This window comes from Sarcina sp. DSM 11001, assembly GCF_900101015.1.
Taxonomy (GTDB): Bacteria; Bacillota; Clostridia; order Lachnospirales; family Lachnospiraceae; genus CAG-791.
Map to the genome: position 1 here is coordinate 162771 of NZ_FNFZ01000003.1, position 26013 is coordinate 188783.

Here is a 26013-nt window from a genome sequence, read left to right on the forward strand (position 1 = left end):
GTGCTTAACGCGTGCCAAAGGGCAGACCGCACCTCATAAACAACAATTCGCAAATAAGGATCTGTATCACTCTTTCGGATAAGCCTCCATAATATCTGTTATCGCCGGAACCAGCACCTGCTTCCTGGAGATACCGGGTTCAAGCCTGTAAGATACTCCGTCATAAACAGCATCATCTCCAAATGCAGCTTCGAGCACCTCGTCAGCCGCCTCATTGGAGGGCACAAGATAAGTGATTGAAATATCGTCATGGAAAATAGTGATCTGCGCAAAAGACATATCCATGCCATTCGGCGCATCAACAGAAGAGAAGACATTCGTCATCCGTTCAACCAGATTTTTCGCGCCGGCTTCGTCATAAGCATTCATACACCCGATTCCAAACTTTTTTCCGCCTCTTTCATACTCCTTATAGTCATTGAAAAAGATCTCCTCGTCCGTCATGCCGTCATATGAAATTGACGCCAGATACATTTCCTGATACAGGGCATCTGTATCGTTGATCCCGGCCAAAAGGGATAGAGCTTTCAGCGCTTCGCGGTCAGCAAAGGTTGTTGTCTCAGATTGAAGATTCTTAGTGTCTGACAATATCGAGCAAGCCATGGCATAGGCGGTCTTCGGATCCGGCTCAATTCCATAATTGCGATAGCGGATCCAGATGATCGCTGCTGTCGATCCAAGCGGCCGGGCATCATATATAAGCCTGTTGCCCGTTGTAATGCTTCCATCTCCGTGATGATCAATAATGGTGATCACATTTGCGTCCCGCAGTCCTTCTGCCGATTGTGAATATTCGCTGTGATCGACCAGGACCATATTGCAGCCGGAAGCATCGTCCAGCAGCATCGGAGTTTCCAGTCCGCCTGTTTCCAGAATATATCTGGTTTCGTGGTTGATGTCCCCAAGGACAACCGGGCGTGCGTCATAACCCAGTGCCCGGAGCAGTGATGCATATGCAATAGAACTGCCAACCGTATCGGAATCCGGGCTCTTATGTCCTGTCACATAAATCGTTCCCTCAATCTCACCAAGCCCATCAAGCTCACTTCGATTGAGCCGATAATTCAGCTCCTGCTCTGCCAGATATTGCGAAGCCGTTACATTTCTGCCGATCAGAATCCCGGCAGCGCCGATCACAGCAATCACGATAACCAGCGCTATCAATTTCCATAGATTTCTCTTTTTACCCATTTTAATTCACTCCTGTGTCAGTTCTCCGCGTCACTTTCCTCCCGGCGACGCAAAATCAGTCTTTCTGTTTCCAGCGCAAATTTCCCTTTCTACGCGTTTATCCCACGTCTGAAGACACGGGTATTGCGCGATGAAGAATAAACCATTGCTTTTTTATCTGTTTCCCGCGTATAATGATTCAGATTTCAATCCGGAGCTAAAGCAGACTGCTTCGGCGCAGTCTGCAATATGTATAATCAGGACCTTGAGGAGAGATTTTTATGGAAAACACTTGGAATTGGGATAAAACCGATGTTGATTATTCGCTTCTTGAAAAAGTGAATCCTGTGTTCAATACGGCCAAAATGACGCTGTTTCAGTTAGCCGCAAACGGCAGCGCGGACGCGGCGGTCCTGGCGAAAAGCATGGGTCTTACACTGGAAGCGACACAGAACAGCACCAACACCAAGGCTTCGCCGGAGCAGGTTTTGGGCGGCACGATCATGCTGGAAACCCGTTACAGCACAATGACTCGTCTGGTGGAGGAATCCGGTTTTACTCCGGTGGACATACCCTGCGGCTATACACCGAGGGCGATTGAATTCGCAAGGAAGGGCCTGCCCTATTACGGTCTGGATCTTCCGGTGGTCATTCGGGAAATATCGGACAGGATCAGTGCGCTGATCCCGCCGGAACAAAGAGAGTTCGTCCACTACCATGAGGTAGACGCCACCAACTATTCCTCTCTGGAAAAGGCGCTGGAGGACATCGACGGACCTGTCTGCATCACTACGGAGGGGCTGCTGATGTACTTTACCGATTCGGAAGCCGGGGCGCTGTGCGACAATATCTGCCGCATATTGGAGAAGAAGGGCGGCTGTTGGTACATTGCGGACGTGGAAAGTGCCCTTCAGTATGTCCTTGTCATGCGCGCTCTGGTGGGTGATCGCTTCATGGAGATCATGAAGAACTCAGTGCAGCAGACGAAGGACAAGTCGGACGTGGAGATCGGTAAAAACTCACTGATCGCCACTCCGGCGGATATGGCAGGCAGCATCCAGAACGCCATGGCTTTTCTTGCAAAGCACGGTTTGAAAGCCGAGCGTGTCAATGTCGGTGAAAACATGCCGAAACTGAATTCCCTGGACAGGGTCAGCGCGGAACAGGCTGCTGCGGTGCTTGAGGGCATGAAGCACTGTGCTTTCTGGAAAATCACCCTAAGTGAGAAGGATGTGGAACTTCCGATCGCTGAAGAGAATAGATTTCATTTCGACGCTTCCATTCAGTCGGGCACCCTGTCTCTTGCGCTGATGGGACGGCTCGATACGATCACCGCGCCGAGCCTGCTGTCCTTCTTTGAAAAGATAAATGCAGAGCAGGCGATAGAGGCCGTGGATGTGGATTGCCGCCGCCTCGACTATATCTCTTCCGCCGGCCTGCGCGTGCTGCTAATCATGCACAAGGCCTGCAAGGACGGGGTTTCGCTTCACGGTGAGAACGAGGTCGTGGCGGAAATCATAGAGCAGACGGGCTTCGATTCCTTTTTCCACTGATCTGCTGATAAGGCTTCGCCGTTTGTTTTCTCTTTACAGCAATCCCCTCATCCTGAGAAGAAAGACAATCACGAAAAGAGAGAACATGCCCAGAATGCTGCTCCATACAACGATCTGCCCCGCCAGATGGCCGTCGCCTCCCATTTCTGTGGACATAACGGTTGAGGATACTGCCTGAGGCGATGCAAAGAGAGCCACAAACACGGCTGTCTCTACTGGTGTGATCACGAGCAGCCCCAGACGGACAGCTAAAAACAGCATGGCAAAGCCGATCAGCGGCCCTGCTGCCAGCCGGACGAGTACACCTGAAATGAGTTCTCTTCTGTAATCCTCTATCTCCTTCAGCTCCAGCTGGCCTCCAAGGATGATCAGGGCCATCGGTGTCGCCGTCCGGGAAAGTGATAAAATGGCACTGTAGAGCCATGACAGGTCTCTCCGCAGACTGAACAGAATCTCTCCGTCCGCCCGGCAGGGCAGAAGCTGCCGGATGATCAGAGCGACAAAGCCAAGCAGCACTCCCTGAATCAGGGGATTGGCGGCAATCCCCTTCAGCATTTTACCTGCCCCTCCCCGGTTCGTCCCTGCCGGGGATTTTTCTTCTGTCAGCGCATCTTCCGGATAGAAACGCTGCTGGGCTTCGGGGTCAGAAAAAATACTGAGGACGATCACACTCACGAGATTGAAAAAAGTAATGACCGGAAGCTGAAGAAAGGCGGCAAGCTGCATTCCCGGAGTACCGACAAGTGCTTCCGCCACCGGCATTCCTATGACTGCGTAATTGGAGCGAAATGCAGACTGGATCAGGACGCCCCGGCGAAACCGCTCTTTTGTGGCTGCTTTGGAAAAAACAATGCCGAAAAGAAGCAGAACAAAGAGCGAAACGACCGCGAAGACTGCCAGTTCCACCGGCATATCATGAATGGATTCTATCTGGTAAATACTTACAAACACCCGGGCAAAGAGAGCGTACCGGAAGTTAAAACGGTTCAGCTCCCGGAAAGCAGACACATCCAGGTATCCTCTATGCCTTGCCAGCACCCCGACCAGAATCAGCAGGATAATCGGCATAACTGTTGAAAATGAATAATGAAAAACAGCTGACAACCCCTGCCTCCTTTCTATTTTACTCCCTGCCATACGTTGCGGACACAACCATGGCGATCATATAAATTCCCCGGCTCAATGAGCTATATCACATACGGACTGGCTGCCGGCATAAGGCTGTAGTGAGATCAGTTCGATCCGGTGGTCGCTGCCGTAGTCACATAGGGGGTGTCTGTGAGGAAGCTGGCGAAAAGGGCGTTGCTGATGAAGGCATATTCGTCTCTCTGATGGCCGCTTTCGGTCATGGAGTTGGCAAAGAGAGTGATATTCACTTCGTTTCCGTCTTTGTCTTTGCCCTCATAAGAGAATCCCATGATACCGTTCAGGAAAGCGTCCGTGCTCTCATCCTCACCATGAAATACGCCTTCCAAGGGATCGCGGCTGCCGTCACGCTGTACAAGGATCTTAGAACCTTCGGGCAGAGCCGTAAAGTAGTCGGTGCCGACGGCGTAGAATACGTCGTCCCCGTCCATGATATAACTTGCGTTGACGAGAGTTTCCGCGGGATAGGTAACATAACCCAGGCAGTCAACTCCGTCAGCGGAGCCGGTCTGAAGGCCGGGAAGGAGGGATTCCTGAATAGTCTCCACGGCATTTGCAGTGAACCCCACATAGGGAACCCCGGTCTGCACAGCGGCAAGGCTCTCCTCCTCCAGACCGCAGCCGCCCACCACCGCGTCAGCCATGGCGACGTCCTCGGTGGTGCCAAAACCCATCAGTTCCATTGCGATCCGCTCATTGTTATAATCAGAGGAAGTGGTTACGAGGGTGTTGTACACGTAACCGTCAGGAGCAGGTGTAAGTGCTTCCTTTGTGCCGCTGATGTAGACCTTGGGCGTCTTTTCGATGACATAGGCGGTAAGATCCGGATCCTTCACGCCGGTGCCCGTAAGGATGTGATCGGCAGACACAGACTGCCAGTCCTCATAGGAGCAGATAAAGTCGCCCTTGTACTCGCCCTCGGTGATCATAGCGACTTGTTTACCGGCGCCCAGGAGTGCGTTCACAGCTGCGGTGGAACTCTCAGAGGCATTGGAGATGATGACATCCCCTCCCTCTTCACCGGTAAACTGAGATACAGCGTTCTCCTGCAGGAAAGGCTGCAGCGTATCATAGGTTATGGTCCGGCCCAATGCGTCAGCGATCGCACTGTATTCTGCGGGCTTCACACAGGTAACCATGTCAAAGCCGCGGATGTAATTGAAGGATCCGCTGGCTCCATTAGACATAGTCTCCCAGCTTGTGATCAAAGGCTCTCTGTAAAGGGCAGCATTGGCCACAGACCGCTTGGCCTGGTACATGGAAACCACGGCGGCCCCGGCAGGCAGAGTCTTTCCGTCCGCAGTCACGGGTGAGTCGGCAATGCTGACTTTCACGTCGTTGCGGATCAGGTATCCGATCATTTCAAAGGCTGCCTGAAGATTGGTCTGATTCTCCGCATCCAGGGGGATCAGATAACACTCGGGGAAGAACTGCCCGTTCTCTCCTTCCCCTGTATGGGCAGGACGGAAGATCTCTGCTTCAGCACCGACCCTGTCATGCGCATCCACGAGCCAGGGACCGACCTCAGCATCGGAGTTCCGGTTCTCTATGCCGCGGTCGTAGACCTCCGCAAGATTTGCGAAGCAGCTCTCCTTGTTGGCGGCCACGTAATCAGCCAGCCCCCAAAGCCCGTAGTCAGCTGCCGCACGAGTGGTCTCGGAGTATGCGGGCAGCTCAGCGGTGTATCCGACGCAGCCATGGAGCATGGCATAGGTCGGGGTAAAGATAGTATGATAATCATTTCCGCCATTTAACCAGAACGGCGTACCGTCCTCGTCGTAGTACATGTAGTCGCGCATCTCTAACACATAGCTCTGGTAAAGCGGGTTATTGGCCACGGCCGCCGCACCGAATGCTTCCCCGCCGGCCATCTGATTCCTGGCGATCATGTCGTACTCAAAATTGGGCTGATGGGGCGGAATGGCGGGCTCTAACTGAAACGTCTCTAACAGTCCGTGAAGCTCCAGGAAAGTAACAGGGTCATAGGTGCCGATCAGATGCTGCATGTTCTGTGTCTCCGGCATGACCTGGAAGCTGTTGTCCCTGTTGAGGTTCAAGCCGTTGGCGGAATTGCGGGTGTAGTGCATGCGCGCATCTACATTCTCCTCCGGCACAAGGATGAAAAAGACATCGTTCAGAAGATCGGCCACATTAACTGTAGTCTTTTCGTATGTGTAATAACTGCCAAATCCGTCCACTACGCCGGAATCCATCATTATATTGGACCAGATGGAACCCAGATAATTGCACTGACCCTCGATCAGCTTCGGAGTGTACAATCCCATTTCCTTGCGCTGCTGCTCGAGTTTAGCCTTTCCTTCCTCAGTGAAGCCGGTAAGCTTCATGTATGTGGTGGAGGGCTCCTCGATCAGCTGCCGGGCAAATTCCAGTACCGCGTCCGCCGCGGCGACCTCGTTGGCGTGGACGTTGGAATACAGGACAGGCACCTGATAGTCATCATCTCCGGCCTTTTGGAGTTCCTCTATCACCGCGGTTCCGGTTTCCTCAGCCCGCTCCGAGAGATCCAGCCATTTTTTTACGGCTGCACTGTCGCGGGCAACGATGAGGTAGGGCATGTCATAGCCAAGGCAGGTCTTGCCCATCACGCCGTACTCCACATATGGCCTGGGTGTGGCGCCGTCGTCGTCTCCTTCCCCTGCCAGCCGCTCTATCTCATCAAACATCTCCCACATGGTATGGAAGGAGGCGTAGGGCTTGATAGTGACGTTTTCAAGGGAAGCCAGAGTAACTCCGTCCAGTTCGGCGGTAAGAGTAAACTCACCGCAGATATCCAAAAACCTGCCGCCGCTTTCATGGGGTATACTATCATTGAAGCCGTTATTGACAGGAGTGGTGGTGAAATCCAGTTTCAATGTGGAACCGTCCAGTGTAGTCTCAAAGCGTTCCATGGAAAAAGCCTGACCATATTCGTTCGCATCATTGAATCTGATCGTCGCGAAGTCGATCGTCTCCTTCTCGTTGGGATACATTTTTTCTTCGCCGTGAAGGGGGATGAAGTTTCCGTCCGCAGGGTTTGCGTAGGGTGCAAGCCGGTGGAGGATCCAGGTCACCTTGTCCGCACCGGCCTTCTCTGCCAGGGCAGCGTGTTCTTCAGTGAGAGGGAAGGCCAGCGATTTGCTGGTTCCTTCCGTCAGGGACAGAAAGAGTTCTGTCGTGCTGTCCACTCCGGCGGAAAGCTCCTCCCCGCTCCCTTCCTCCCCGGTCCCTTCCTGCCCGGCCTTTTCCTTTACGGCTGTCGTACCGGTTCCGGAAGCAAAGGCGCTGCAGCTGAGCATCAGCGCGAGCACGAGGAAGGCAGATAGAAATCTGGATGATGCTTTCATAAGATCAAGCTCCTTTCTAGGGCTGTATGCCATCGTTTGGTAAAACCAAATGGATCCCGTTCCTCTTTATGACAAAAGTTTATGACAAAAGCGGCAATAAGGTCTGTAACTCAGAACGGGGAGACATATGACAAAATACAATAAGACGGCCCGTTAAAGAATTTTCCTTAAGAGGCCGTCTTCTATACTGCCTGAAGTCTATCCTGTCTTTTTAAAGGAGTTCCTGCTCATGTTCTCGAAAAGTGCGGTTCGTTTTCCATCCTCCATCGAATACAGGATTCAAGAAACTGAATATACCCTGCGTCCTTGCACATCCCTTTCCCGGCTGTATCTGACAGTTTTGCAACCGCCTGCCCGTTGCAGGAAGTGGTCTTCATGACGATGTTCAGCGCCGGAACATCTGTATCATTGGACAGATATGTGCCGATCCCGAACGCAACCTTTGCCCTGTCGCAGAAATGACTGTATATGGCATCGGCTTTTTTAAAATTCAGGCTGTCGGAAAACAGCAGGGTCTTGGTCTTTGCGTCGATCCCCAAAGACTCGTAGTGGGAAAGCATCTTCTCTCCCCATGCATAGGGGTCGCCGGAATCGTGCCGTGTCCCGGAGAACAGGGTGGCAAGAGTAAGGTTAAAATCACGCAGGAAGCAGTCTGTTGTGATAGTATCCGTAAGCGCGATTCCGTTCAGGACGCCGTATTCCTCCACCCATGCATCCAGTGCATAGTGGTTGGAATAGGCGGGATTATGCCTGTGGTCTCCCTGTCCGACACACATGATCCACTCGTGCGCCATCGTTCCGACCGGAACAAGGTCATATTTTTTTGCAAGGAATACATTGGATGTTCCGATAAAAGCAGAGCTGCCGAGATCCGCTTCTTTCAGACGCCTGACCACAAGGTCCTGGGCTTCCGCGGAGAGCCTGCGACGGAGTCCGAATTCACTGAAGGTCCCGATGCACAGTTCATCTCTTTCCAGCCATCCGATCTTCTCTTCGAGCCTTTCCTTGAATCTTGCGAACAGACTATCGTAACCATGTGCCATGCGGAAGTATACTTCATTCACAATGGCAAGAGTCGGGATCTCATACATGGACGTATTGAGCCAGGTTCCTTTGGTTTCAATGGCAAGCCCGCATTCCGCATCTTCCGTGATCTCGAAATCTTCAAATCTCGGCTGCCAGAGACGGAGAAAATCGACATAGGATCCTTTGATCCAGCGGATATTGTCAATATACTCCAATTCGTCCTCTGTGAACCGCAGACCGCAGTAGGCCTGGATCTGCTGGCGGATCTCATGGACCATTTCAGGTGTGAAATGAACGTCCTTATTTCTGCACTTAAAAGTCCATGTCGTCTTGTATCTGCTGAAATAATGGTAGATTGCCTGCCCCATGGACAGCTTGTACGCATCTGTTTCAAGCAGGGACGTGATGATCTGATGAAGTATCATTGGTTTCTTCTCCTTTCTCTTTTCCACTAAAAGATTTCAACCTGGCATATTTTCATCATTCTTTTGTTTTTCTGACTCTTCTAATATAATTCTGCTCTTATAATTCTGCCCTGTATATCTTCCTTTTTTCCTGCCTGCCGGACGCCTCAACCGTTCCTGCCGCCGGAAACCTCCGCATGCCTGGAGGAAGGTATAAATGTCATATATGCGACAGCTTTGTCCTATTAATAATAATATATTGTCCCTTGGTAATGTATCAAGAGTTGATTTGTCATTTTCGTTTAGCCCGTCTTTATTTGCTACAGTACACGCCCTGTCGAGGGCGTGTACTGTAGCTTGCGAAAATCCCATTCCAAATCGCTTCGCGATGGGATTTTCGCCGTTCCACTCGGGTTTTTGCGTTGAAAATCACGCAAAAACGCCTCGAATTTCGAGAGGGTCTGTACGGTAACCTTTATTTTTCGTATGCAAGGCAATTTGTTGAAAGAGTCAAAAAAGACCGGTTAAAAACTGCTCACATAAAATCCCGGTATTTCCTCATTTATATAACACACTGCTTCAACGTTATTCCATTTGCATTTTCCTGCTTAAGTGTTACAATAAATAACCATAAATATCTACGCTCCACATAGAAGCCGCAAACCCCGTTCCGCACCCTGCGGATCGTTTCCGGACAATTCTGTTTTACTATGAGGCAGTGAAGAGCTTCTTTATCCACAACTGCTTTCTTTACACTGCTTTCTTTACAACTGCTTTATTCTGCAGCTGCTTTATTCTGCAGCTGTTTTATTTTGTCCTTTATTTTGTTACGGAAAGAATGCCCTGGTTTTGCCGCTTCCGGCGTTTCACAGACGCCTGCAGCCCGCCAATAATCAAATCGAGAGAAGAACAGGAGATCCAGGAGATGCATCTCATTACAGACAATTTGGAAAAGAGAAACCCGAAAAGCCGCAGCAGCTTTCTGTGCTGCCTCATTCTGATCCTTGTGGTCCTGCTGACTGCCTGTGCCGGCAGCGGGGCAGGTACAGGATCCGCCGCAGGCAGTGCAAAAGCGGAAACAGACAACAATGCGGCAAAGCCGGGACAAGGCAGCAGTGCGGCAGCGGCGGAATCGAATGGCAGCGCGGCAGAGCCGGGATCAGATGGCAACGCAGAGCCTCTGCGGATCGGTGTCCTCAAAATCGCGGACAGCTTTCCCCTCTACGCCGCTGTCGAAGAAGGACTCTTTGAGAAAAGAGGTCTCCAGGTAGAGATCATTGAATTTCAGAGCGCGTCTGACCAGTCCGTTGCCTATGAGGCTGGCGAACTGGACGGCATGATGACGGACATGATCGTCCAGAGCCTTATCAACAAGGCTTCTGGCGAAGATGGCATGCGGGCAGTTGCAATGGCCCTCGGCGGCAGCCCCGAAGAAGGCCGCTTTCTGGTCGTCTCCTCTCCCTCGGCCGGGATCGACTCTCCGGAGGATCTCGTCGGCAAGCGGATCGGGATCTCCGAAAACACCATGATGGAGTATCTGGTCACCCGTTATCTGGAGGATCTGGGCATAGATCCCGGACAGACTCAGATGGTGAATATCCCCAAGCTGACCCTGCGGCTGGACGCGGTCATGGAGGGAAAGGACATCCAGGCAGCTATCCTGCCTGACCCCCTCGCCATCGAGGCCGTCGAGCGCGGCTGCGGAACCGTCATTGATGACACAAAACTCGGAAAGAATTATTCCCAGAGCGTCTTCACCCTGCGCAGGAGTATCCTGCAGGAGACCCCGGAGCGCGCCCGCGCGTTCAGGGAAGCCTGCGACGAGGCCATCACCCTGATCAATGAGGATCCTGCCCGTTTTGCGGACCTCTTCGTCGAGAAAGCAAATGTAGCACCGGACCTGCAGGATGCCTACACGGTTCCCTCCTACACCCCCTCCTGTGTCCCTGCAGAGGAAGAAGTGGACAGCATTCAGCGCTGGATGGTGGAAAAAGGACTTCTGGAGAAGGCATTTTCTTATGAAGAAATCGTTGAACAGCCCTGAGCTTAAAGCAGGGAAAGCAGGGAGGCCAATGTCCTCGAACGCTGTTGAAAGTATTACTGAAGTTTCTCGCACAAACAGCGCTTCCCGCGTCGGAAAGCCAGTACTCATGTCGATCAGAGATCTCTCTTTTTCCTATCAGGACAGGCCCCGGGATACAGTCCTCAGCCACCTGGATCTGGACATCTTTGAGGGAGAATGTCTGGCCATTCTGGGCGCCTCGGGGAGCGGCAAGACCACTCTCCTCAAACTCCTGTGCGGCCTGATGAGACCGGACAGCGGGCAGATCCGCTACCGGGGGCAGGAACTGGTCAGACCCTCAAATGAAATCGCCATGATCTTCCAGAATTACGGTCTCTTCCCCTGGAAGACCGTCCGCGAAAATGTCCTCCTCCCCCTGCGCCTGCGCAGAGAGCGCCCGGACAGGGAAAAGACAGACCGGCTTCTGGAATATCTGGGGATCCTTCCGCATGCGGAGAAATACCCCGGGGAACTCTCCGGCGGCCAGCGTCAGCGGACTGCCCTCGGCAGGGCTGTCATGGCAGAGGCCCGCCTTATCCTGATGGATGAGCCTTTTTCCGCACTGGACATTCGCAACCGGGAGAAACTCCGCAGGTTCATGCTCCGCCTTTTCTGTGACATGCATATGACGAGCATTCTCGTCACCCATAGTATTGAAGAAGCATTGTGCATGGGAAACAGGATCGCAGTCTTTGACGAAGACCGGGGCAGGATCCGGACGATCTTTTCCAATGCGCCGGAAACCCTGGAGACGGACAGTGCGGATTATTACCGCCTTTTCAGCCGGATCCGCGAATGCCTGTGAGCCGCCCCGCAGTACAGCAGTACAGTGCCGTCAACCCGCAGCAGACTGCAGCACAGCACCCGGCTGCCCACAAGCCCAGTACCCACAGTGCATGTCACCCACAGCAGAATGCAGGACAGCGCCTGTTCTGACTGCAAGTACTGTTCCCGTCAGCCCGCAGCACAACAACTGCTTAAAACAAAAAAACACTCAGATGAACAAAAAGATCAGACAAAACATCCTCCCCCTTCTGGGGAGTCTGCTTGGAATCCTCCTCTTGTGGGAGGTTGCAGCTATACTGCTGGGACGCTATTTCCTGCCTCAGCCCACTGAAGTCGCGTTCACGACAGGGCAGCTGTTTGCGGACGGAAAGATCCTGGCACACATTCTGGCCAGTCTGCGCAGGATCACCTTCGGAACGGCCGCAGGCCTGGGCGCAGCTCTCCCTGTGGGCATCCTCATGGGCCGCATCTCCGCCGCCGACAGGATCCTGGGAGCTTTCTTCCGATTCCTCTACCCGGTACCCAAGGTGGTCTTTATGCCCATCGTCGTCGTGATGCTGGGAATCGGCGATGCCGCCAAGATCTTTCTGATCTTCCTGGCCGTCTTTTTCCAGATGACGATCATCATCCGCGACAGCGCCGCCTCCCTGGAGCAGGAACTGACTGATGTCATGCGGTCAATGAACGCAGACAGGGCAGCGGTCCTCCGCCACCTGGTGCTGCCGGGCATTCTTCCGGGAATCCTGACTGCCCTCAAAGCCTCACTGGGGACCTCCGTGGCTCTGCTCATGATCACGGAGCTCTTCGCGTCCACATCTGGTCTGGGCTACTTCATCATGAACAGCATGGATTCCCGCGATTACCCGCAGATGTACGCAGGCATCGTGATCCTGGCCCTCATGAGTGCTGTTCTCTATGGCGTTCTCGAAGCTGCCGAAAGTATTCTGTGCAAGTGGCACTACGTGAGGAGGGGCTGATCTCTTCTCTCATCCCGAATGTCAATCCAGACGCGCCTTTATTGTTGCTCACAGCGAGGAAGTTGTTACTGTACACGCCCCCCCTCATTCTCGATGGATCTTTGCCTCTCAAGAAGCATACTATGACACTTCTCCATATATCCTTTTGCAAAATTGATTTTGCTTTCCCAGAACCGGTCATTGATCGAGTTCCGAAGGCTGTCATTTGCAGAAGATAAGAGGGATCCGCACTCCGGCAGATCTTTCTCTATGTCAGCCCTTAAGTCCTCATTGGCAAGGATCAGTTCTCGGGTCTTTTCGCAGACAGCCGGAGTAAAGCCATTGCTTATTTTTGCTTCTTCAAAAATGTATCCGGCTTTTTTGAGGTTGTCATTACTCTTCTCAACCTGGAATTGTATGAGACGGATGAGATGGTCATAATCTTTTGCAGCCTGTAATGCTTTCAGGCACTCCTCTGTCTTTTTCTTCGCATCTCCGATCTGATAAATAACAACAGCCAGACCGATCACGCTGATCATAGAACATATGCCTGCAATTATATTCAATATTTCCATGGTCCTCCCTGCTGCTTCATGTAGTATTCCCTTGGATTATTCTTATGGATTATTCCTTGGGGACATTCCTTTGGATTATTCTTATAGGCTATTTCTTTGGAGCATTTCTTTGGATTATTTCTTTGGATTCCAGCCATTCCATGTCGATCAAATATCGATCTCCAGGAGGATCGGTGCGTGATCCTGCCTGGGGCCCGAATCAATCATTTCCGATCTTTTCACCTGGTCCTTGATGCGGTCGCTCACCAGAAAATAGTCAATCCTCCATCCGGAATTATTGATCTTACTGGTTTTAACCCTCTGGGCCCACCATGAATAGGCGTTTTTCACATCTCCGTGAATATATCTGAAGGTATCAACGAATCCCCTGCTCAGCAGATTGGTGAAGCCCGCCCTTTCTTCATCGGTAAAGCCCGGCGACATGTGGTTGTTATCGGGATGGGCCAGATCGATCTCCCTGTGTGCCACATTGAAGTCTCCGCATGCGATCACTGGCTTTTTCTGATCCAGTTCCACCAGATAATCTGCATAGCGTTTATCCCACTCCTGCCGGTCGCGGAGTCTCTTAAGCCCGTCACCCGCATTCGGTGTATATACATTCACAAAATAATAATTCTCACTTTCCAGGACGAGCAGTCTTCCCTCGTCATCCATCGGTCCGGGCGCCCCGATCCTGGGTATGCTTTTTTCAGCCTTCAGCCCCTCCCTGCAGAGGATCATTGTTCCCGCATAGCCTTTCCTTGCCGGCGGCTGGGCGCTGACCCATTCAACCTGATAACCGGGAAAATACTCCGCCAGAGCTTCCTTATGTTTTTTGGCAGGTCCCCCGGCAGGCAGTTTGGTCTCCTGAATCGCGATAAAGTCGGCGTCTTCCTTTTTAATCGTATTCAGAACATCCCTGGACATTTCCGCTCTGGGAGACGCAGAGGTCAGGGCCGCATTCAGGGAATCTATATTCCAGGATATTAATTTGAGCATATTTACCTCCCTATATAGTCAATACAATCAGGCGTTTTTCTTTTTAAGGCACAAAACTGCCTTCCGTTTTTCTCACGATCACTTTTTCCTGTCTGATCCGGAATGGAGAACCCTCTTCTGTCGCCTTCCGGCACAGATCCAGAGTTTCCTGCATTTTTATGACCATACTTTCGATCATCTCTTCTATCTCCGGCTCAGCCGGGCAAACCTCCAGAATAAAAGCCTTCTCTGTCACCTGCAGGCTGCGGACTGCCCGATGTCTCTTATGATATGAGGCTTCAAAAGAATCTGTAAAAGACTCGATGTCATAGAGCATCACGGGATTTCTGGCCGCCACTACATCTATTTCATCAGCAAGCCTGATCAGTGAAGCCAGATAGGGCAGATAGATCTCGTTTCCTCCCGGCACCCTGTAATGCACGGGAAATTCCGACGGATCAAACAGATCTGTCTTTCTGTGCCCCCGGCACACCTGAATAATGGCGTACTCATGCTCCGGAGAAGGTATTTCCAGGAATTCCCAGAATCTTCGCACAAAAGCCGCGCTGTATTCCTGATGAAAATCTCTGACGACGGCAGCTACAGAGGCATCCGGATGACGGTCAAAGTAATCACCTCTGTCGATTTCTTTGCTGAAATCCAGATACTGATCCATGGAGATGCCCATCCCCGAATCGTGGAGATAACAGGCCATCAGCAGCGAATAGATACTGTCGGCATTTAAACGTTCCAGCTGTTCGGGACCGATCAGCTGATTGCAGAAGTTGATCACGGACATGCTGTGGAGGGAAGAGTGATCCGTATATTCAGGGAAAAGCCGCTTGAAATGGAACAAAGTATTCTGCATGGCAAATACCGTGTCGGTAAAGCGCCTGTGAAGGTCCTGATCAAGATCTCTCAATCTGTATTCAAGTATATAATTGTTCCCTTTTGGATCCATAACCTTTCCTCTCTCGTCAGCAATTGTCACTTGATAGTTTCCGAATATCTACAAGCCTTTTCGTCCGGACACTTCTGGGCAAAACATCTTTTGGTAAAACCATTTTTTGTAAATATGTTTAAAAAACTATTGAAAACATCTTTGAAATTATTTTTTGAACACATCTTTGCTGCGCAAAGATGCCTCCCTGTCTATAATTCTATAATTGTCTATAATTCTATAATCAGTAGTTTTCTATCACAAGAGTCAGGACATTCAGTCCTATCAGATTCTGGTAAGTGATATCGGAAGCCAGTCCATGCACAATACGCGTACCAATGTTCTTATAAGGAGAATTCTCCCTGAGCATTTCAACAAATTCTTTAGGATTAAAAGGAATACCGTTATCCTTGATCCTGAGGATCACCCTTTTGTCTCTGATGATCACTCGAAGATCCACCGAATGGTTTCTTCGGTTCCCCCGAAACCCATGCTGGAATATGTTCAGCGCCATTTCTTCCATGCACAATGCCGCATTACTGGCGATGACATGTCCGATATGACTTAACTCACAGAAAGCCTGGACCCGCTCTGCCACAGAAGAGATTTCCCGCGCATGGTTCAGGGTGACAGCAAACCTTTTTCCGTTTTCCGGAAAAACCTGCGGAATCAAAAGCCATTCAGATAAGCTGGCGGGGACAGACTTGCAGCGCAATATAGAGTAGATTGGAGAAAGCAGCGCTGTAATTACAATACCGATCAGAATAGAGAGCCAGACCCCGGTGGCACCGAGAACCGGAGCCAGCAGCAGAGCCGGTATGACCATGGCCAAAAAGCCGTCAAAAACAGACAGGACATTCACAAACCAGATATGCCCTATAGCCTGGAAATAGTTGGACGAAACGGCACATGCCAATACCAGGGGTATACATACACTATAGATGGAAAAAAACTGTTTTGTTATGGAAAATACTTCCGAAGCCGGATCTGCAAAAAAGAGCCCTGCAAGCTGCCTTGAAAGCAGAAAAACTGCCAACCCCACCGCAACAGTTGCCGCCAGCACATATGTATACATGATCCTGATCAGAAGTATGACCGATTCTTTATCCTCTTCTCCGACATTGACGCTGGTCAGCATCCGGACGACCGCTCCGGCCCCCAGTGGCAGAGCTAGAAGCAGTCCGGAAATCATGTTAAAAACTGTCATAGCGGCCAGGCCTTCATTTCCTGAATAAATAAGCAGAACCCGGTTGATCACCAGGCTTCTTGCCGCCAGACAGAAAACCAGAAGAGCCCCGGGGAAACCGATCATCACCAGTGTGGGGAAATCACTCCACAAAATACTGGAAAAGTGAAAGGAGAGCTGGGCTTCCCTGGAAAAGTAATAGGTGACAAGGATCAGGAAATAGACCCAGTTACTGATCGAAGTGGCCAGAGCGAGGCCCATGAAGTCCATTTTCAGGAAAACAACCAATAGAATATCCAGGCCGATATTGGTCAGGATCATAGCTGTTATTCCTATATAGCAGCGTTTACCCTGATGCTCCAGCTGTAAAAAAGAAGCCAGCTGCTGGCCCAGAAGCATAGGAAGAATGCCGATGGCATACCACTGAATATAGGGGATCAGACCATTTTTGAGTGTCTGGTCTGCGCCAAGCCATTCTGCCATATGAGATGGAACCGCCAGACTGAGAATTGTAACAACTGCCCCGCAGATAAAAGCCATGCTCAGATTCAGTGAGAAAATTCCGGTGGTCTTATAGATCTTTCCTCTCCCCATATACCGACCGCATAGCACGGCTGATCCTCCCAAAAGAACAGCACTGACAGCTTCCAGGATACGGAGCAGAGAATAATACAGTCCTATGACGCCTATCATTGCAGGCGATATGCTCCTGGCAGCGGCCACTCCATCCACAAGGGAATTGATAGATCCCATTGCCACGATCAGTGCCTGCACAGGAAGCAGTCTGAACACCAGATTAATCAGTAATTGATTCTCCTGCCTGACTCTACGAATATTCATCAGGGTTCCCCTCCCCGTCGTTTTGTCCGGAAAAGCGTGAAAGGCATTTTCTATGCCTGCTTTTCCTTCAAAACAGTTCCAGATTGTTCAGGCAGCTGATCCATTTTCCAGCAATTGTTTCATGTCCGCGCGCTGTCGGATGAAACCCGTCAAGTGTCTCACATTTTTCAGTGCCCCGGGCAAGATCCGCAAGATAACAATCATTCTCCTGCGCCATCAGTCTTATCGTCTCATTGTATTCTTCCAGTCCAATGCCCGCGGCGTTTTCGGATACCTCCAGGTCACTCCGGCCTTTTACTGCAGAAGGCATCAGGGTTCCGCAGACAATTGCGGCTGAGGGATAATTTCTTTTTAAGGTTTTAATCATAATATCATAGGAATCCTCGAAGCCAAAGGAGTCCAGGCTGGAAACCAGATCGATCCCGCCTGCGAAATCATTCAGGCCCATATAGATCAGGATAAGATCCGGGTCGTTTTCTTCCGTTCCGAGATTCCGCAGCCTCTCTTCACTTGCACCGGCGGGAAATGTCTCCCCGGTCACCCTGCTTCCGGAATAGGAATTATTTACACATAACCGGGCATGCAGACTCCGGATCACTCTGGCCCACCATGTGTCCTCCACATTCCGCAGTCCATTCCAGTCCTGCATGTATTTGTCGTAATACACAGCATAATCTTCAGGATTATATCCTTCAAAAGTACTTATTGAATCCCCCAGAACAGAAACCAGCCTCATTCATTTCCCTCCTGCAGCGGTCCGGCTTTTCTACAGCCATTTCATTTTTTTGAACAACAGAATCCCTCCGGTCAGAATAAATACGCACACGACACAAACCGCCGGATAACTATATTTCCAGTCGAGTTCCGGCATGTGGGTAAAGTTCATGCCATACCACCCGACGATCAGGGTCAGAGGCATAAAGACCGCCGTGATGACCGTCAGGGCGGTCATGATCCGGTTCATCCGGATATCCAGCTGGGTAGAGAAGAGTTCCCGCAGCTGGACGGTATAATCCCTCAGAGACCTGATCTGGTCCATCAGGCGCGTCACCCGGTCTGTAAACAGACGGAAATAGCGCAGATTCTCTTCCTTAAAGAAACCGTTCTCATTTTCCTCCAGCTCCTCGCCGAAATCGATCATCTGCTCATAATGAATGGACATCTCCATAAGGAAAGACCGGATCTCGTTGAGCCTTTCCGGAAACTGATCCAGGCTGGCATTAAGGATCTGCTCCTCGATCCCGCCGAGCTCCTGCTCTGTCGTAATAAGGATTTTCAGGTCCCGGCTGATGATCATATCCAGAAAGTCATACAAAAAACGTTCCAGAGAAGGGAGTCTCCACTTCTTTGACCCCTGAATCTGATCGACCACCTTATGCGCAAACTCCCCGTTTTCGATAAAGATAATGCCCTTCTCATCCAGGGCAAAAGCAAACCGGTGCGGCTTCCCTCCGATTTCCGTACGTCTGGGAATAAAAAAAGATCCAGTCAGAGAAGAATAGTTCACAATGGCTTTTGTTTCCAACACTTCTGAGGGGTCCATGTCCATATCGATGACCATATCAAAAAGATTCCGTTTCAGCTCCCATGTCTCCAGATTCATGACGCCCACAAAGGGCGGGTCCCCCTGCATTCTGTTTTTAATGTCCTCCGGGCTGCACGGTGTTAGTATCTCTTTGATCTGGTAGTACATGCTTAAACCTCCCTGGGTGCTCATACCCGGTGATGGTTCTTTCCGGGTCTCATTCTGTGGTTCATGGCCTGTGCCCGATTTTTTCTCTGGCAGGACAAAAATCCGTTCTTCGTTCTTCGGGCAGACTGTCCTATTCCATTTTAGTGCTTTACAGGAAAGACCACAATACAAAAAGGCGGAACAGAGGCCCAAGAACCATTCCCTGTTCCGGATTTTGTGGTATTCTGTCATACAGAGAGGTGTGATCCTCGCAGGATTCCGTTTAAAAAGGTCTGCATAAAGGCTTCTGTATAGAAATTCCGCGTAGAAAAGTCTGCATAAAAGAAAGGTCGGTTGAAAATGAAAAAACAAACTGTCGTTGCGAAATTCGGAGGGACATCGGTTGCCGATGCCGCGCAGTTCCGCAAGATCAGGGACATTGTCCTGAATAGTCCTGACAATCTGGAAAGGAGGTTCATTGTCGTCTCCGCACCCGGAAGGCGTTTCCCGGGAGACCAGAAAGTGACAGATCTTCTGTTGGCCTGTTATGAAAAAGCTTCCGCGGGGAAATCATTTTCAGCAGATCTTGAACAGATCCGGATGAGATACAGGGAGATCACGGACGGGCTTAAAATCGAATTCCCACTCGAAGAAGAATTCAATATCCTGGAGCAGTCGCTTCTGAATGAGCCGGACAGAGACTTTACTGCCAGCAGGGGCGAATATCTGACTGCAAAGCTCATGGCACAATATCTGGGCTTCACTTTTGTCGACCCTGCCTGGTGTGTATGTTTTGATGAAGACGGTCAGTTAAACGCACTGATGACCAGCCGGACGATGCGGGCTTCCCTGCTGCCCCTCAGCCATGCCGTGATCGCGGGTTTTTACGGAGCTGATCAGAACGGGACGATACACACCTTCGAGCGCGGAGGATCCGATATCACCGGAAGCCTCGCCGCATGCGCGATCCGGGCTGACCTGTACGAAAACTGGACCGATGTATCGGGGCTCTACGCCGCGGATCCCGGCATCGTACAAAACCCGAAGACCGTTCCCTATATGAGCTACAGAGAATTGCGGACCCTGTCCTATATGGGTGCTTCCGTACTCCATTCGGACGCAGTACTGTCAGCTTCCGAAATGGAGATCCCCATCAATATCCGGAACACGAATAAACCGGAAGACCAGGGGACAATGATCATGCGCCACCTCCCCCACGGTGTCCCCAAGAACCCCGTGACCGGCGTTTCCGGCAGAAAAGGAATGTCCATTGTCCAGATCGAAAAGGTTATGGTCAGTGACGGATCAGGGTTCAGCGCGCTGATGCTCGACATTCTGAAAGAACGGGCCCTTCCTTTCGAATACTGCCTGACCGGCATCGATTCCATTACCCTCGTCATCCGCAGCGACCTGCTCGCGGACTGCAGGGAGGAACTCCTTGAAGAGATCCGCGGCACACTCAACCCCGATTTCATCGGAGTGCGCGAGGATCTCTCCCTGATCGCCGTGACAGGTGAAAAAGCTACAGAATCCAGCGATGCAAACGTAAGGGTCCTGGAAAGACTCACAGAGGAAGGGATTGAAATCGTCACCATCAACCAGGGTGCCGGCAAACTGAACCTCCTGATCGGAGTTCCCGAGGACCGGTTTGAAGATGCTGTCAGGGCAATCTATGCCTTCAGACAGAGCATTCCGCTCTGACAAGAGTATTCCGCTTTGGCGAAAAAGAAACAGGGAAGGGGCTGTTGCATTAGTTTTATGCAACAGCCCCTTTCCCCTGTCTCCTTTCTCCCAGTCTACTGTCCAGGTCTCTTGTCTCAGTCTCAAGTCCATAAACGGCCTGGGTATCGTCTTCCGGTTCACTATTTCACTGTTTTTACGGGGCTCCAGGCAGACCAGTAGTTCACTTCATTGACTTTTTTGTAGGTCCGGAGCCTGACATAATAGGTCCTGCCGGCCGTGAGGCTGCCGATCACTTTCGATTTGTCCGCAGCATTCTTGATGGTTACATTAGTGACATTTTCAGAAAATGATTTGTCCGTGCTGTACTGGATCCTGTAACCGGTGGCTTTGGTATTTGCTCCCCATTTGACAGTCATTTTTGTCGAGGCCGTCCTGACGGCGGAGCTGATGGCAGGCCGCGCGACCTGGTAGATGGCAGCAGACGCACTCTGGGTGCTTCTGCCGGTGTCCGCCTTTGCGATGATCTTGTAGGTGTATTTTTTGCCGTTGACGGTGGCGGCTGTATCTGTATAGGTCACTGTGCTGCCGCCCTTGACCATCTTGAACTCCTCGCCGTTCCTGCTGAGGATATAGGCTGTCGCTCCTGTCACTTTTTCCCAGGTCAGTTTGATGCCTTTAGCCTGATTCGCGGCCGTGAAAGAGATCGTTTTAGGCGGTACGACTTTAATGGTGATCTTTTTTGATGCGGCATTGAAATCCGCGGTCCTGGCGGATTTTGCTGTGATCGTCACGGTGCCGACTTTCTTAGCCGAGACGAGGCCGGTTGTTCCGTTTACAGTCGCGATCGTCGAGTCGGAGGATATAAAGGATTTATCTCCTTTTGCACCCGAAATGGAGACAGCCGCCTTCTGGCCCACAGCGATCCTGGAGGCCGTTGTCTTCACCGTGATCGACTGTTCCGCCTTGAGGATCTTGAATGTCTTTGTGATCGAGCCTTTGTAACTGCCCTTTCCCTTGATCGTTATCGTTGCCGTGCCGACGTGGGTATTATTTGTGTAGGAAACGGTATAGTCAGTGCCCTCAACCAGGGTGTCCGTACCGATCCTGACGGTCAGATCCTGGGTGAGGCGTCTCCCGGCATAGGTCTTGTTGACGATGCCGGTCACCTGGGCTTTGGCGATATCAATTATTGCAAAGGGTTTGAAGAAATCCAGTTCCGCGTATCCCTGCTTGAACTTGAAGTCTGTTGTCAGGATCCCCCAATGGGCGCCCCATATTCCTTCATTCGATGCCTTCCAGGGCTCATCCGCCGCATCGAACCACAGGACCTGCGTTCCTGTCGCCAGAGACCACGCCCTGATCGCTTCAAAATACTGTTTTGCCTGAGTTTCTCCGGGAACGGCATTTCCTTTTGTCGGACCGGCTGTGGGCCATCCGGTCTCCGAGACCAGGACCTGCTTGCCGCCGCTGGCGGCTTTGAGATTATTGATGGACTCTATAAAAGAAGCCGCCGCCTGTGAAATATCAGTCCCGCCCCAGAAGGGATAGCAGTTGGGCATGATCAGGTTACAGGCATTCCGGACAGAGGCATTCTCGATCAAAAGGTCCACACTGTCCGACGTGGTCACGGGTATGCTGCTGTCCGCCAGCCGTTCCCTGACATAACGGATATCGCTGATCAGCTGCGGCGCGGTCAGACTGTTGGAGAGGAGGGTCTCATTCCCCACACAGGCGACCTGGACATATCCCCTGTTACAGTGGTCGATCAGGGCGTTCATTTCCGCCCGATCCGCACTCTGGTTTCCGCTGAGCCAGGCTGTTCCCACAATGGAAAACCCCATCGAATGCGCGATCTTATAGGCTTTGGCAAGCTCTCCTGCTGCTCCGTAAAACCGGACAGTGTCCGTAAATCCCGAGATCGCCTCCAGCTGCCTGCGGATCAGACTCTCGCTCAGCGCACTTCCGGGCTGACTGCCGTCTGTATAAAAGCCCACATCGAGGGCGATCCTGTTCTTTGACACCGGCAGCAGCGCAGAAATGGCAGGCTGCCTGCCCGGGATCTCCGGTTCCGGCCTCGAAGGAGCAACAGTGACCTCTCCCCCTTCTGCACGCGTGATCTTCACATAATCCAGGGCCGCGTCTTTAGTGAGTCCAAAAGCCCCCGGTGTATGATTGGACGGGATCAGCATGACATGGAGGATCCTGGCGTTTATATCGTTCCCTCCTGTGTTGAACTTGCCGCTGAAGGATCCATCATCAAACAGGTCAACATAGGGGGTCAGATCAGTGGGCTTTTTGTAGTATTCCCCGCCTTCATAAAGCTGCAGATAGATGGAGATCCTGTAGTCTGCCGGATTGAAGGATCCGCCGTCTCCCCTGAACACACAGCCCTGCAGGGGGCGGTTCTCTCCCATTGCGGGGACATCGGTCAGACAGATGACCGGTCCGGTTTCATTCTCTCCCGTTATCTCTATTTCGGTTGTTTCAGTCGCTCCCCCTGCTTTAGGGGATTCTGCGAAATCTGTTGTTTCTTCTGACTCTGTTCCCAGTCCTGTTTCTGTTTCCTCAAATTCCTTAAACGATTCCCGTTTATCTTCTGGTTCTTCTGCTCCTGTATCTACTGCCGGTTCGGTATGCTCCTGCGGATCTGCGGCCTCTGCAGCCTCAGAGGCTTCCGCCGGATCTGCAGGCTCTGACATTTTATAAACGCCTTCCTGACCTGCAGTCTCTGCCGATTCAGGACCTTCTTCAGGATCTGCAGTCCATGAAATTCCTTCAGCCCCCGCTGTTTCTGGTGAGGCGGCGGTTTCTGATGAAGCAGCTGTTTCTGTTATTTCGAAAGCATCTGCTGCTTCCTCTGTTTCAGCGTTTGCTGCTGTTTCGAAAGCGTCTGCTGCTTCCTCTGTTTCAGCGTTTGCTGCTGTTTCGAAAGCATCTGCTGTTTCCTCTGTTTCAGCAGTTGCTGCTGTTTCGAAAGCATCTGCTGTTTCCTCTGTTTCAACGTTCGCTGCTGTTTCGGAAGCATCTGCCGGCGCTGAAAATTCCTCTTCTCCCGAAGCATAACAGGCTGAATCCTCTGATGTTTCAGCGACATAATCTGCCGTGTTCTCAGGCGCTTCAGCCGGATACTCTGTTTCAGCAGCCGTATAAGCCGCTGTGCTTTCTGAGGTCTCTGCAGACAGTGTTTCTGCAAATATTGCTCCGGCAGGTACTGCTGCCGCAAGCACAATTATGGAAAAGGCAGCAGCAAGCCGGCGCTTCAAATGGATTCTCTTTTTCTGATTCCAGGATTTCACTTTACACCTCCTGACATTACTTGTGCATCTCCCTGCTCAGATATCCCGCTTTTGTTTTTCACTTGAAGCCTTAACCCTGCTGCCTGTAAAGCGTGGCGATCATTCGCCGCTGTAAAACTCTGTCGATGTCTCGTTGGCCTGGATCAGCACGGAACTCTGGTTAAAAACTTTGATCAGTTCATCCGCCGCAGCGTGGATCTCTTCCGGAGAAGTGTCACTCAGGTAAATGACGAGTGTGTATTCCTGATATACTGTGCCGTCGTCGATCCAGCCGCCGTTCGCTTCCTGAATGGTATATCCGCCGAAATGAGAAATAAGGATATCCTCTGCCTGTGCTTTTGCTTCTTCCGGTGAAAAAACAGGCTGGTTTGTATCTTTATCGTTTGTCCCGAGATACATCACATACTGGATATCTCTTGCGGATGGATCCGAAGCTGCTGCAGGAGCTTCGGACTTTCCTGAACTGCAGACCATGACAATCGCAACGCAGGCAAGTACGGCGGCAATAATGCTCAGAATCAAAGTAAGCGTTCCGGTTTTTTGGGACATTATCCTTTCCTCCTTCTCTTCTCTTCTATTTCTATTCTAAAATTTAATTTCATTTTTAACATTTTAACATCTACAAATAGAAGCATCAACAGACAAGCCCGGATACGCATGTTACCGTATCCGGGCTTGTTCCGGACCTGTCATAAAAGCCATAAACGGGCTTTTCTTTAATTTTTCGTCATGAATCAGCAATACCGGTCGCGTCTGGGCTGCAGCTGGTTTTCCAGAGCCACTATGCTGTGATAGACGGCATTTTCCCTGCGGATCACGTCTTTTGCCTGCTCGATCATGTCTGCTCCGACCAGCAGAGACATGCCGCAGCAGAGCTTGCCGCGGGCTGCGGCAGGAGCCGGCGCTATGCGGTTCATTACGCCGGCTTCGTCCAGCAGGTCATGGAGGGCCAGACCCTGCTCATAGTTTTCAAATAAGATGTAATATCGCAGATTCATCCGTTCATCATTTCCACAAATGCTTCAATGCGGGTCCTGAGCTGTCCGGCATCGGAATCTTCATAGTCCGTCTCCAGCTGCAGAAGCGGGATACCTTCCTTCTTCAGGGCCTCCGCTACCGACTTTTTCTCAATGTCATAGAGACCGCAGAATTTCAGGCTGCAGTCGATCACGCCGTCTGCCTTGTATTCCTTCGCCAGACGGATGATATCCTCAATGCGGCCGGGGTTAGGGGTGAAGCAGGCGCAGTTATTTTTCATATAGCGCTCCGACAGAGCCATATAGAGGTCGTCAAGCGTCTCCCCGCTCTCATCCACAAGGTTTTCAAAATAACGGGTACCTGTGCACATCTCCTCGCATACGACCGCTGCTACGCTGGTCTCGATGATATTATGCAGCTTCCAGTTCGGGACTGCCAGGGGTGTCCCGGTCAGCAGGATCCTCTTTGTGCCTTTGGGTACCACACTCACACCGTCTTTGATTCTCTGTTCCAGCTCGTCCGCCAGACGGTTGCACATCTGGGCGCAGCGTCCCGGGTCGTCGAAGAAGGAGATCTGCGTCATCAGGAGCGCGTCGCGGCCGGAGATCGGAAGGCACTCGCTCTTGCGCGCTTCATAGACACGCTTCATCGCCTTTCTCTTCTCATTGACGATCCGGATGGCTTCTTTGAGTTTCTCCACGCTCACCTTGTTCCCGGTGATCTCCTCCACCTTCAGGGCAAAGTCCGCGATCTCATCCTTCCATTTCAGGATATCCTTCGGTCTCTTCATCTGAGGGACATCCATGATATACATGGGAACATCCTGGCCCAGGATCTCATAGGCTTTTTTCTTGCCGTCACAGGTCGTCTCCCCCACATAGACATCGGCAATTCTGAAAAAGGGACATGTCCGTCCGAGGCGGGCGCCCACGGACGCTTTGATCAGCGGACAGGTGTTTTTGGGGAGTACAGTCTCACCTCCCGGAACCCAGAACTGGGACCCACCGCAGAGACCGGTCACAATACCGTTGGCCGCGATGATCACCTCGTCGGGGACAAAGACGCAGAAAGTGCCGAAGACCTTACGGCCTTTCTTCTGCTCTTCGATCAGCTCCGCCGGCCGGATCCCGTGCACCTCCGAGATGACCAGATCCCAGAAGTCCATCGCCTTGGGGCGGTTTTCCTGTGTCATGAAGACATCTCCCACCGCGACAGGCAATACCTGACACAGCATGTCATGGCTCTCCAGATCCATTCCCAGGTTTTCCCACATTGCCACATAGTCCGCCATCTTTGCTTTCCTCCTTTTCTTGTCTGCTTGTTGTCCCTGCTCTTGCAACCTCATTCCTTATGTTTTCACCCCTTGCAGTCTTACCCCTTATGCGCTTACCCCTTGCGCTCTTATCCCTTGAAACCTTATCCTTTGAAACCTTATCCCT

General features: G+C 51.4%; 19 protein-coding genes. 5 read left to right on the forward strand and 14 right to left on the reverse strand.

Annotation, left to right across the window (positions count from 1 at the left end; genetic code table 11):
- Positions 1 to 66 precede the first annotated feature (66 nt).
- On the reverse strand, positions 67 to 1191 hold the full coding sequence (locus BLT02_RS02475; protein ID WP_092991279.1) for a DHH family phosphoesterase: 1125 nt from the start codon (positions 1189 to 1191) through the stop codon (positions 67 to 69).
- 260 nt (positions 1192 to 1451) lie between these two features.
- On the opposite strand from BLT02_RS02475, the gene BLT02_RS02480 reads away from it, so the two are divergent.
- Complete coding sequence (locus BLT02_RS02480; protein WP_092991280.1) at positions 1452 to 2723, forward strand: STAS domain-containing protein; 1272 nt, start codon at positions 1452 to 1454, stop codon at positions 2721 to 2723.
- Positions 2724 to 2756: 33 nt separating this feature from the next.
- Here BLT02_RS02480 and BLT02_RS02485 read toward each other — a convergent pair whose 3' ends face one another.
- The 3 genes from BLT02_RS02485 to pncB form a co-directional block, all read right to left on the reverse strand.
- The gene (locus BLT02_RS02485; protein WP_175453653.1) at positions 2757 to 3827 is read right to left on the reverse strand and encodes an AEC family transporter; all 1071 of its coding nucleotides are present in this window, start codon (positions 3825 to 3827) and stop codon (positions 2757 to 2759) included.
- Positions 3828 to 3955: 128 nt separating this feature from the next.
- Complete coding sequence (locus BLT02_RS02490) at positions 3956 to 7213, reverse strand: M14 family metallopeptidase (RefSeq protein ID WP_092991282.1); 3258 nt, start codon at positions 7211 to 7213, stop codon at positions 3956 to 3958.
- A 227-nt stretch (positions 7214 to 7440) separates the two neighbouring features.
- Complete coding sequence (pncB, locus tag BLT02_RS02495; protein ID WP_092991283.1) at positions 7441 to 8664, reverse strand: nicotinate phosphoribosyltransferase; 1224 nt, start codon at positions 8662 to 8664, stop codon at positions 7441 to 7443.
- A 904-nt stretch (positions 8665 to 9568) separates the two neighbouring features.
- Here pncB and BLT02_RS02500 point away from each other — a divergent pair.
- The 3 genes from BLT02_RS02500 to BLT02_RS02510 all read left to right on the forward strand — a co-directional run bounded on the left by BLT02_RS02500 (position 9569) and on the right by BLT02_RS02510 (position 12468).
- Positions 9569 to 10687 carry an ABC transporter substrate-binding protein gene (locus tag BLT02_RS02500; RefSeq protein WP_175453654.1) on the forward strand — a complete coding sequence of 373 codons (1119 nt, stop codon included), beginning with the start codon at positions 9569 to 9571 and terminating at the stop codon, positions 10685 to 10687.
- A gap of 106 nt (positions 10688 to 10793) precedes the next feature.
- Positions 10794 to 11510, forward strand: coding sequence for an ABC transporter ATP-binding protein (locus BLT02_RS02505; protein ID WP_175453655.1), 717 nt, complete (start codon positions 10794 to 10796; stop codon positions 11508 to 11510).
- Between the two features lie 193 nt (positions 11511 to 11703).
- Positions 11704 to 12468 carry an ABC transporter permease gene (locus BLT02_RS02510; RefSeq protein ID WP_175453656.1) on the forward strand — a complete coding sequence of 255 codons (765 nt, stop codon included), beginning with the start codon at positions 11704 to 11706 and terminating at the stop codon, positions 12466 to 12468.
- 65 nt (positions 12469 to 12533) lie between these two features.
- Here the strand turns inward: BLT02_RS02510 and BLT02_RS02515 are convergent, their stop codons facing one another.
- The 6 genes from BLT02_RS02515 to BLT02_RS02540 all read right to left on the reverse strand — a co-directional run bounded on the left by BLT02_RS02515 (position 12534) and on the right by BLT02_RS02540 (position 18638).
- A complete protein-coding gene (locus BLT02_RS02515; RefSeq protein WP_139187371.1) occupies positions 12534 to 13022 on the reverse strand; it encodes a hypothetical protein in 489 nt (162 codons plus the stop codon).
- Positions 13023 to 13169: 147 nt separating this feature from the next.
- A complete protein-coding gene (locus tag BLT02_RS02520) occupies positions 13170 to 14000 on the reverse strand; it encodes an exodeoxyribonuclease III (protein WP_092991288.1) in 831 nt (276 codons plus the stop codon).
- 43 nt (positions 14001 to 14043) lie between these two features.
- Positions 14044 to 14940: an HD domain-containing protein gene (locus tag BLT02_RS02525; RefSeq protein ID WP_092991289.1), complete on the reverse strand. Its 897-nt coding sequence runs from the start codon at positions 14938 to 14940 to the stop codon at positions 14044 to 14046.
- A gap of 223 nt (positions 14941 to 15163) precedes the next feature.
- Positions 15164 to 16945 carry an MATE family efflux transporter gene (locus BLT02_RS02530; RefSeq protein WP_092991290.1) on the reverse strand — a complete coding sequence of 594 codons (1782 nt, stop codon included), beginning with the start codon at positions 16943 to 16945 and terminating at the stop codon, positions 15164 to 15166.
- A gap of 67 nt (positions 16946 to 17012) precedes the next feature.
- On the reverse strand, positions 17013 to 17681 hold the full coding sequence (locus tag BLT02_RS02535; protein WP_092991291.1) for an SGNH/GDSL hydrolase family protein: 669 nt from the start codon (positions 17679 to 17681) through the stop codon (positions 17013 to 17015).
- A gap of 30 nt (positions 17682 to 17711) precedes the next feature.
- Positions 17712 to 18638: a magnesium transporter CorA family protein gene (locus tag BLT02_RS02540; RefSeq protein WP_175453657.1), complete on the reverse strand. Its 927-nt coding sequence runs from the start codon at positions 18636 to 18638 to the stop codon at positions 17712 to 17714.
- Between the two features lie 339 nt (positions 18639 to 18977).
- Here BLT02_RS02540 and BLT02_RS02545 point away from each other — a divergent pair, with 339 nt between their 5' ends.
- Positions 18978 to 20318 (forward strand): aspartate kinase, encoded by a 1341-nt coding sequence (locus BLT02_RS02545; protein ID WP_092991293.1) that lies wholly within the window; start codon positions 18978 to 18980, stop codon positions 20316 to 20318.
- A gap of 161 nt (positions 20319 to 20479) precedes the next feature.
- Here BLT02_RS02545 and BLT02_RS02550 read toward each other — a convergent pair whose 3' ends face one another.
- From BLT02_RS02550 to BLT02_RS02565, 4 genes are all read right to left on the reverse strand, one after another.
- Positions 20480 to 23596 carry a glycosyl hydrolase family 17 protein gene (locus tag BLT02_RS02550; RefSeq protein ID WP_092991294.1) on the reverse strand — a complete coding sequence of 1039 codons (3117 nt, stop codon included), beginning with the start codon at positions 23594 to 23596 and terminating at the stop codon, positions 20480 to 20482.
- A 99-nt stretch (positions 23597 to 23695) separates the two neighbouring features.
- Positions 23696 to 24145 (reverse strand): DUF3574 domain-containing protein, encoded by a 450-nt coding sequence (locus BLT02_RS02555; RefSeq protein WP_092991295.1) that lies wholly within the window; start codon positions 24143 to 24145, stop codon positions 23696 to 23698.
- 185 nt (positions 24146 to 24330) lie between these two features.
- Positions 24331 to 24594 (reverse strand): putative Se/S carrier-like protein, encoded by a 264-nt coding sequence (locus BLT02_RS02560; protein ID WP_092991296.1) that lies wholly within the window; start codon positions 24592 to 24594, stop codon positions 24331 to 24333.
- Positions 24591 to 25865 carry a double-cubane-cluster-containing anaerobic reductase gene (locus tag BLT02_RS02565; protein WP_092991297.1) on the reverse strand — a complete coding sequence of 425 codons (1275 nt, stop codon included), beginning with the start codon at positions 25863 to 25865 and terminating at the stop codon, positions 24591 to 24593. Before BLT02_RS02565 ends, BLT02_RS02560 begins: the two co-directional genes overlap by 4 nt.
- Positions 25866 to 26013: the final 148 nt, after the last annotated feature.

Bases quoted from the DNA above. Each gene is read 5' to 3' on its own strand.
- BLT02_RS02505 (WP_175453655.1), top strand. From the start codon at position 10,794: ATGTCGATCAGAGATCTCTCTTTTTCCTATCAGGACAGGCCCCGGGAT.
- BLT02_RS02490 (WP_092991282.1), bottom strand. From the start codon at position 7,213: ATGAAAGCATCATCCAGATTTCTATCTGCCTTCCTCGTGCTCGCGCTG.
- BLT02_RS02560 (WP_092991296.1), bottom strand. From the start codon at position 24,594: ATGAATCTGCGATATTACATCTTATTTGAAAACTATGAGCAGGGTCTG.
- BLT02_RS02555 (WP_092991295.1), bottom strand. From the start codon at position 24,145: ATGTCCCAAAAAACCGGAACGCTTACTTTGATTCTGAGCATTATTGCC.
- BLT02_RS02535 (WP_092991291.1), bottom strand. From the start codon at position 17,681: ATGAGGCTGGTTTCTGTTCTGGGGGATTCAATAAGTACTTTTGAAGGA.
- BLT02_RS02475 (WP_092991279.1), bottom strand. From the start codon at position 1,191: ATGGGTAAAAAGAGAAATCTATGGAAATTGATAGCGCTGGTTATCGTG.
- BLT02_RS02515 (WP_139187371.1), bottom strand. From the start codon at position 13,022: ATGGAAATATTGAATATAATTGCAGGCATATGTTCTATGATCAGCGTG.
- BLT02_RS02545 (WP_092991293.1), top strand. From the start codon at position 18,978: ATGAAAAAACAAACTGTCGTTGCGAAATTCGGAGGGACATCGGTTGCC.
- BLT02_RS02480 (WP_092991280.1), top strand. From the start codon at position 1,452: ATGGAAAACACTTGGAATTGGGATAAAACCGATGTTGATTATTCGCTT.
- BLT02_RS02540 (WP_175453657.1), bottom strand. From the start codon at position 18,638: ATGTACTACCAGATCAAAGAGATACTAACACCGTGCAGCCCGGAGGAC.
- BLT02_RS02520 (WP_092991288.1), bottom strand. From the start codon at position 14,000: ATGCTCAAATTAATATCCTGGAATATAGATTCCCTGAATGCGGCCCTG.
- BLT02_RS02525 (WP_092991289.1), bottom strand. From the start codon at position 14,940: ATGGATCCAAAAGGGAACAATTATATACTTGAATACAGATTGAGAGAT.
- BLT02_RS02530 (WP_092991290.1), bottom strand. From the start codon at position 16,945: ATGAATATTCGTAGAGTCAGGCAGGAGAATCAATTACTGATTAATCTG.
- BLT02_RS02500 (WP_175453654.1), top strand. From the start codon at position 9,569: ATGCATCTCATTACAGACAATTTGGAAAAGAGAAACCCGAAAAGCCGC.
- pncB (WP_092991283.1), bottom strand. From the start codon at position 8,664: ATGATACTTCATCAGATCATCACGTCCCTGCTTGAAACAGATGCGTAC.
- BLT02_RS02510 (WP_175453656.1), top strand. From the start codon at position 11,704: ATGAACAAAAAGATCAGACAAAACATCCTCCCCCTTCTGGGGAGTCTG.
- BLT02_RS02565 (WP_092991297.1), bottom strand. From the start codon at position 25,865: ATGGCGGACTATGTGGCAATGTGGGAAAACCTGGGAATGGATCTGGAG.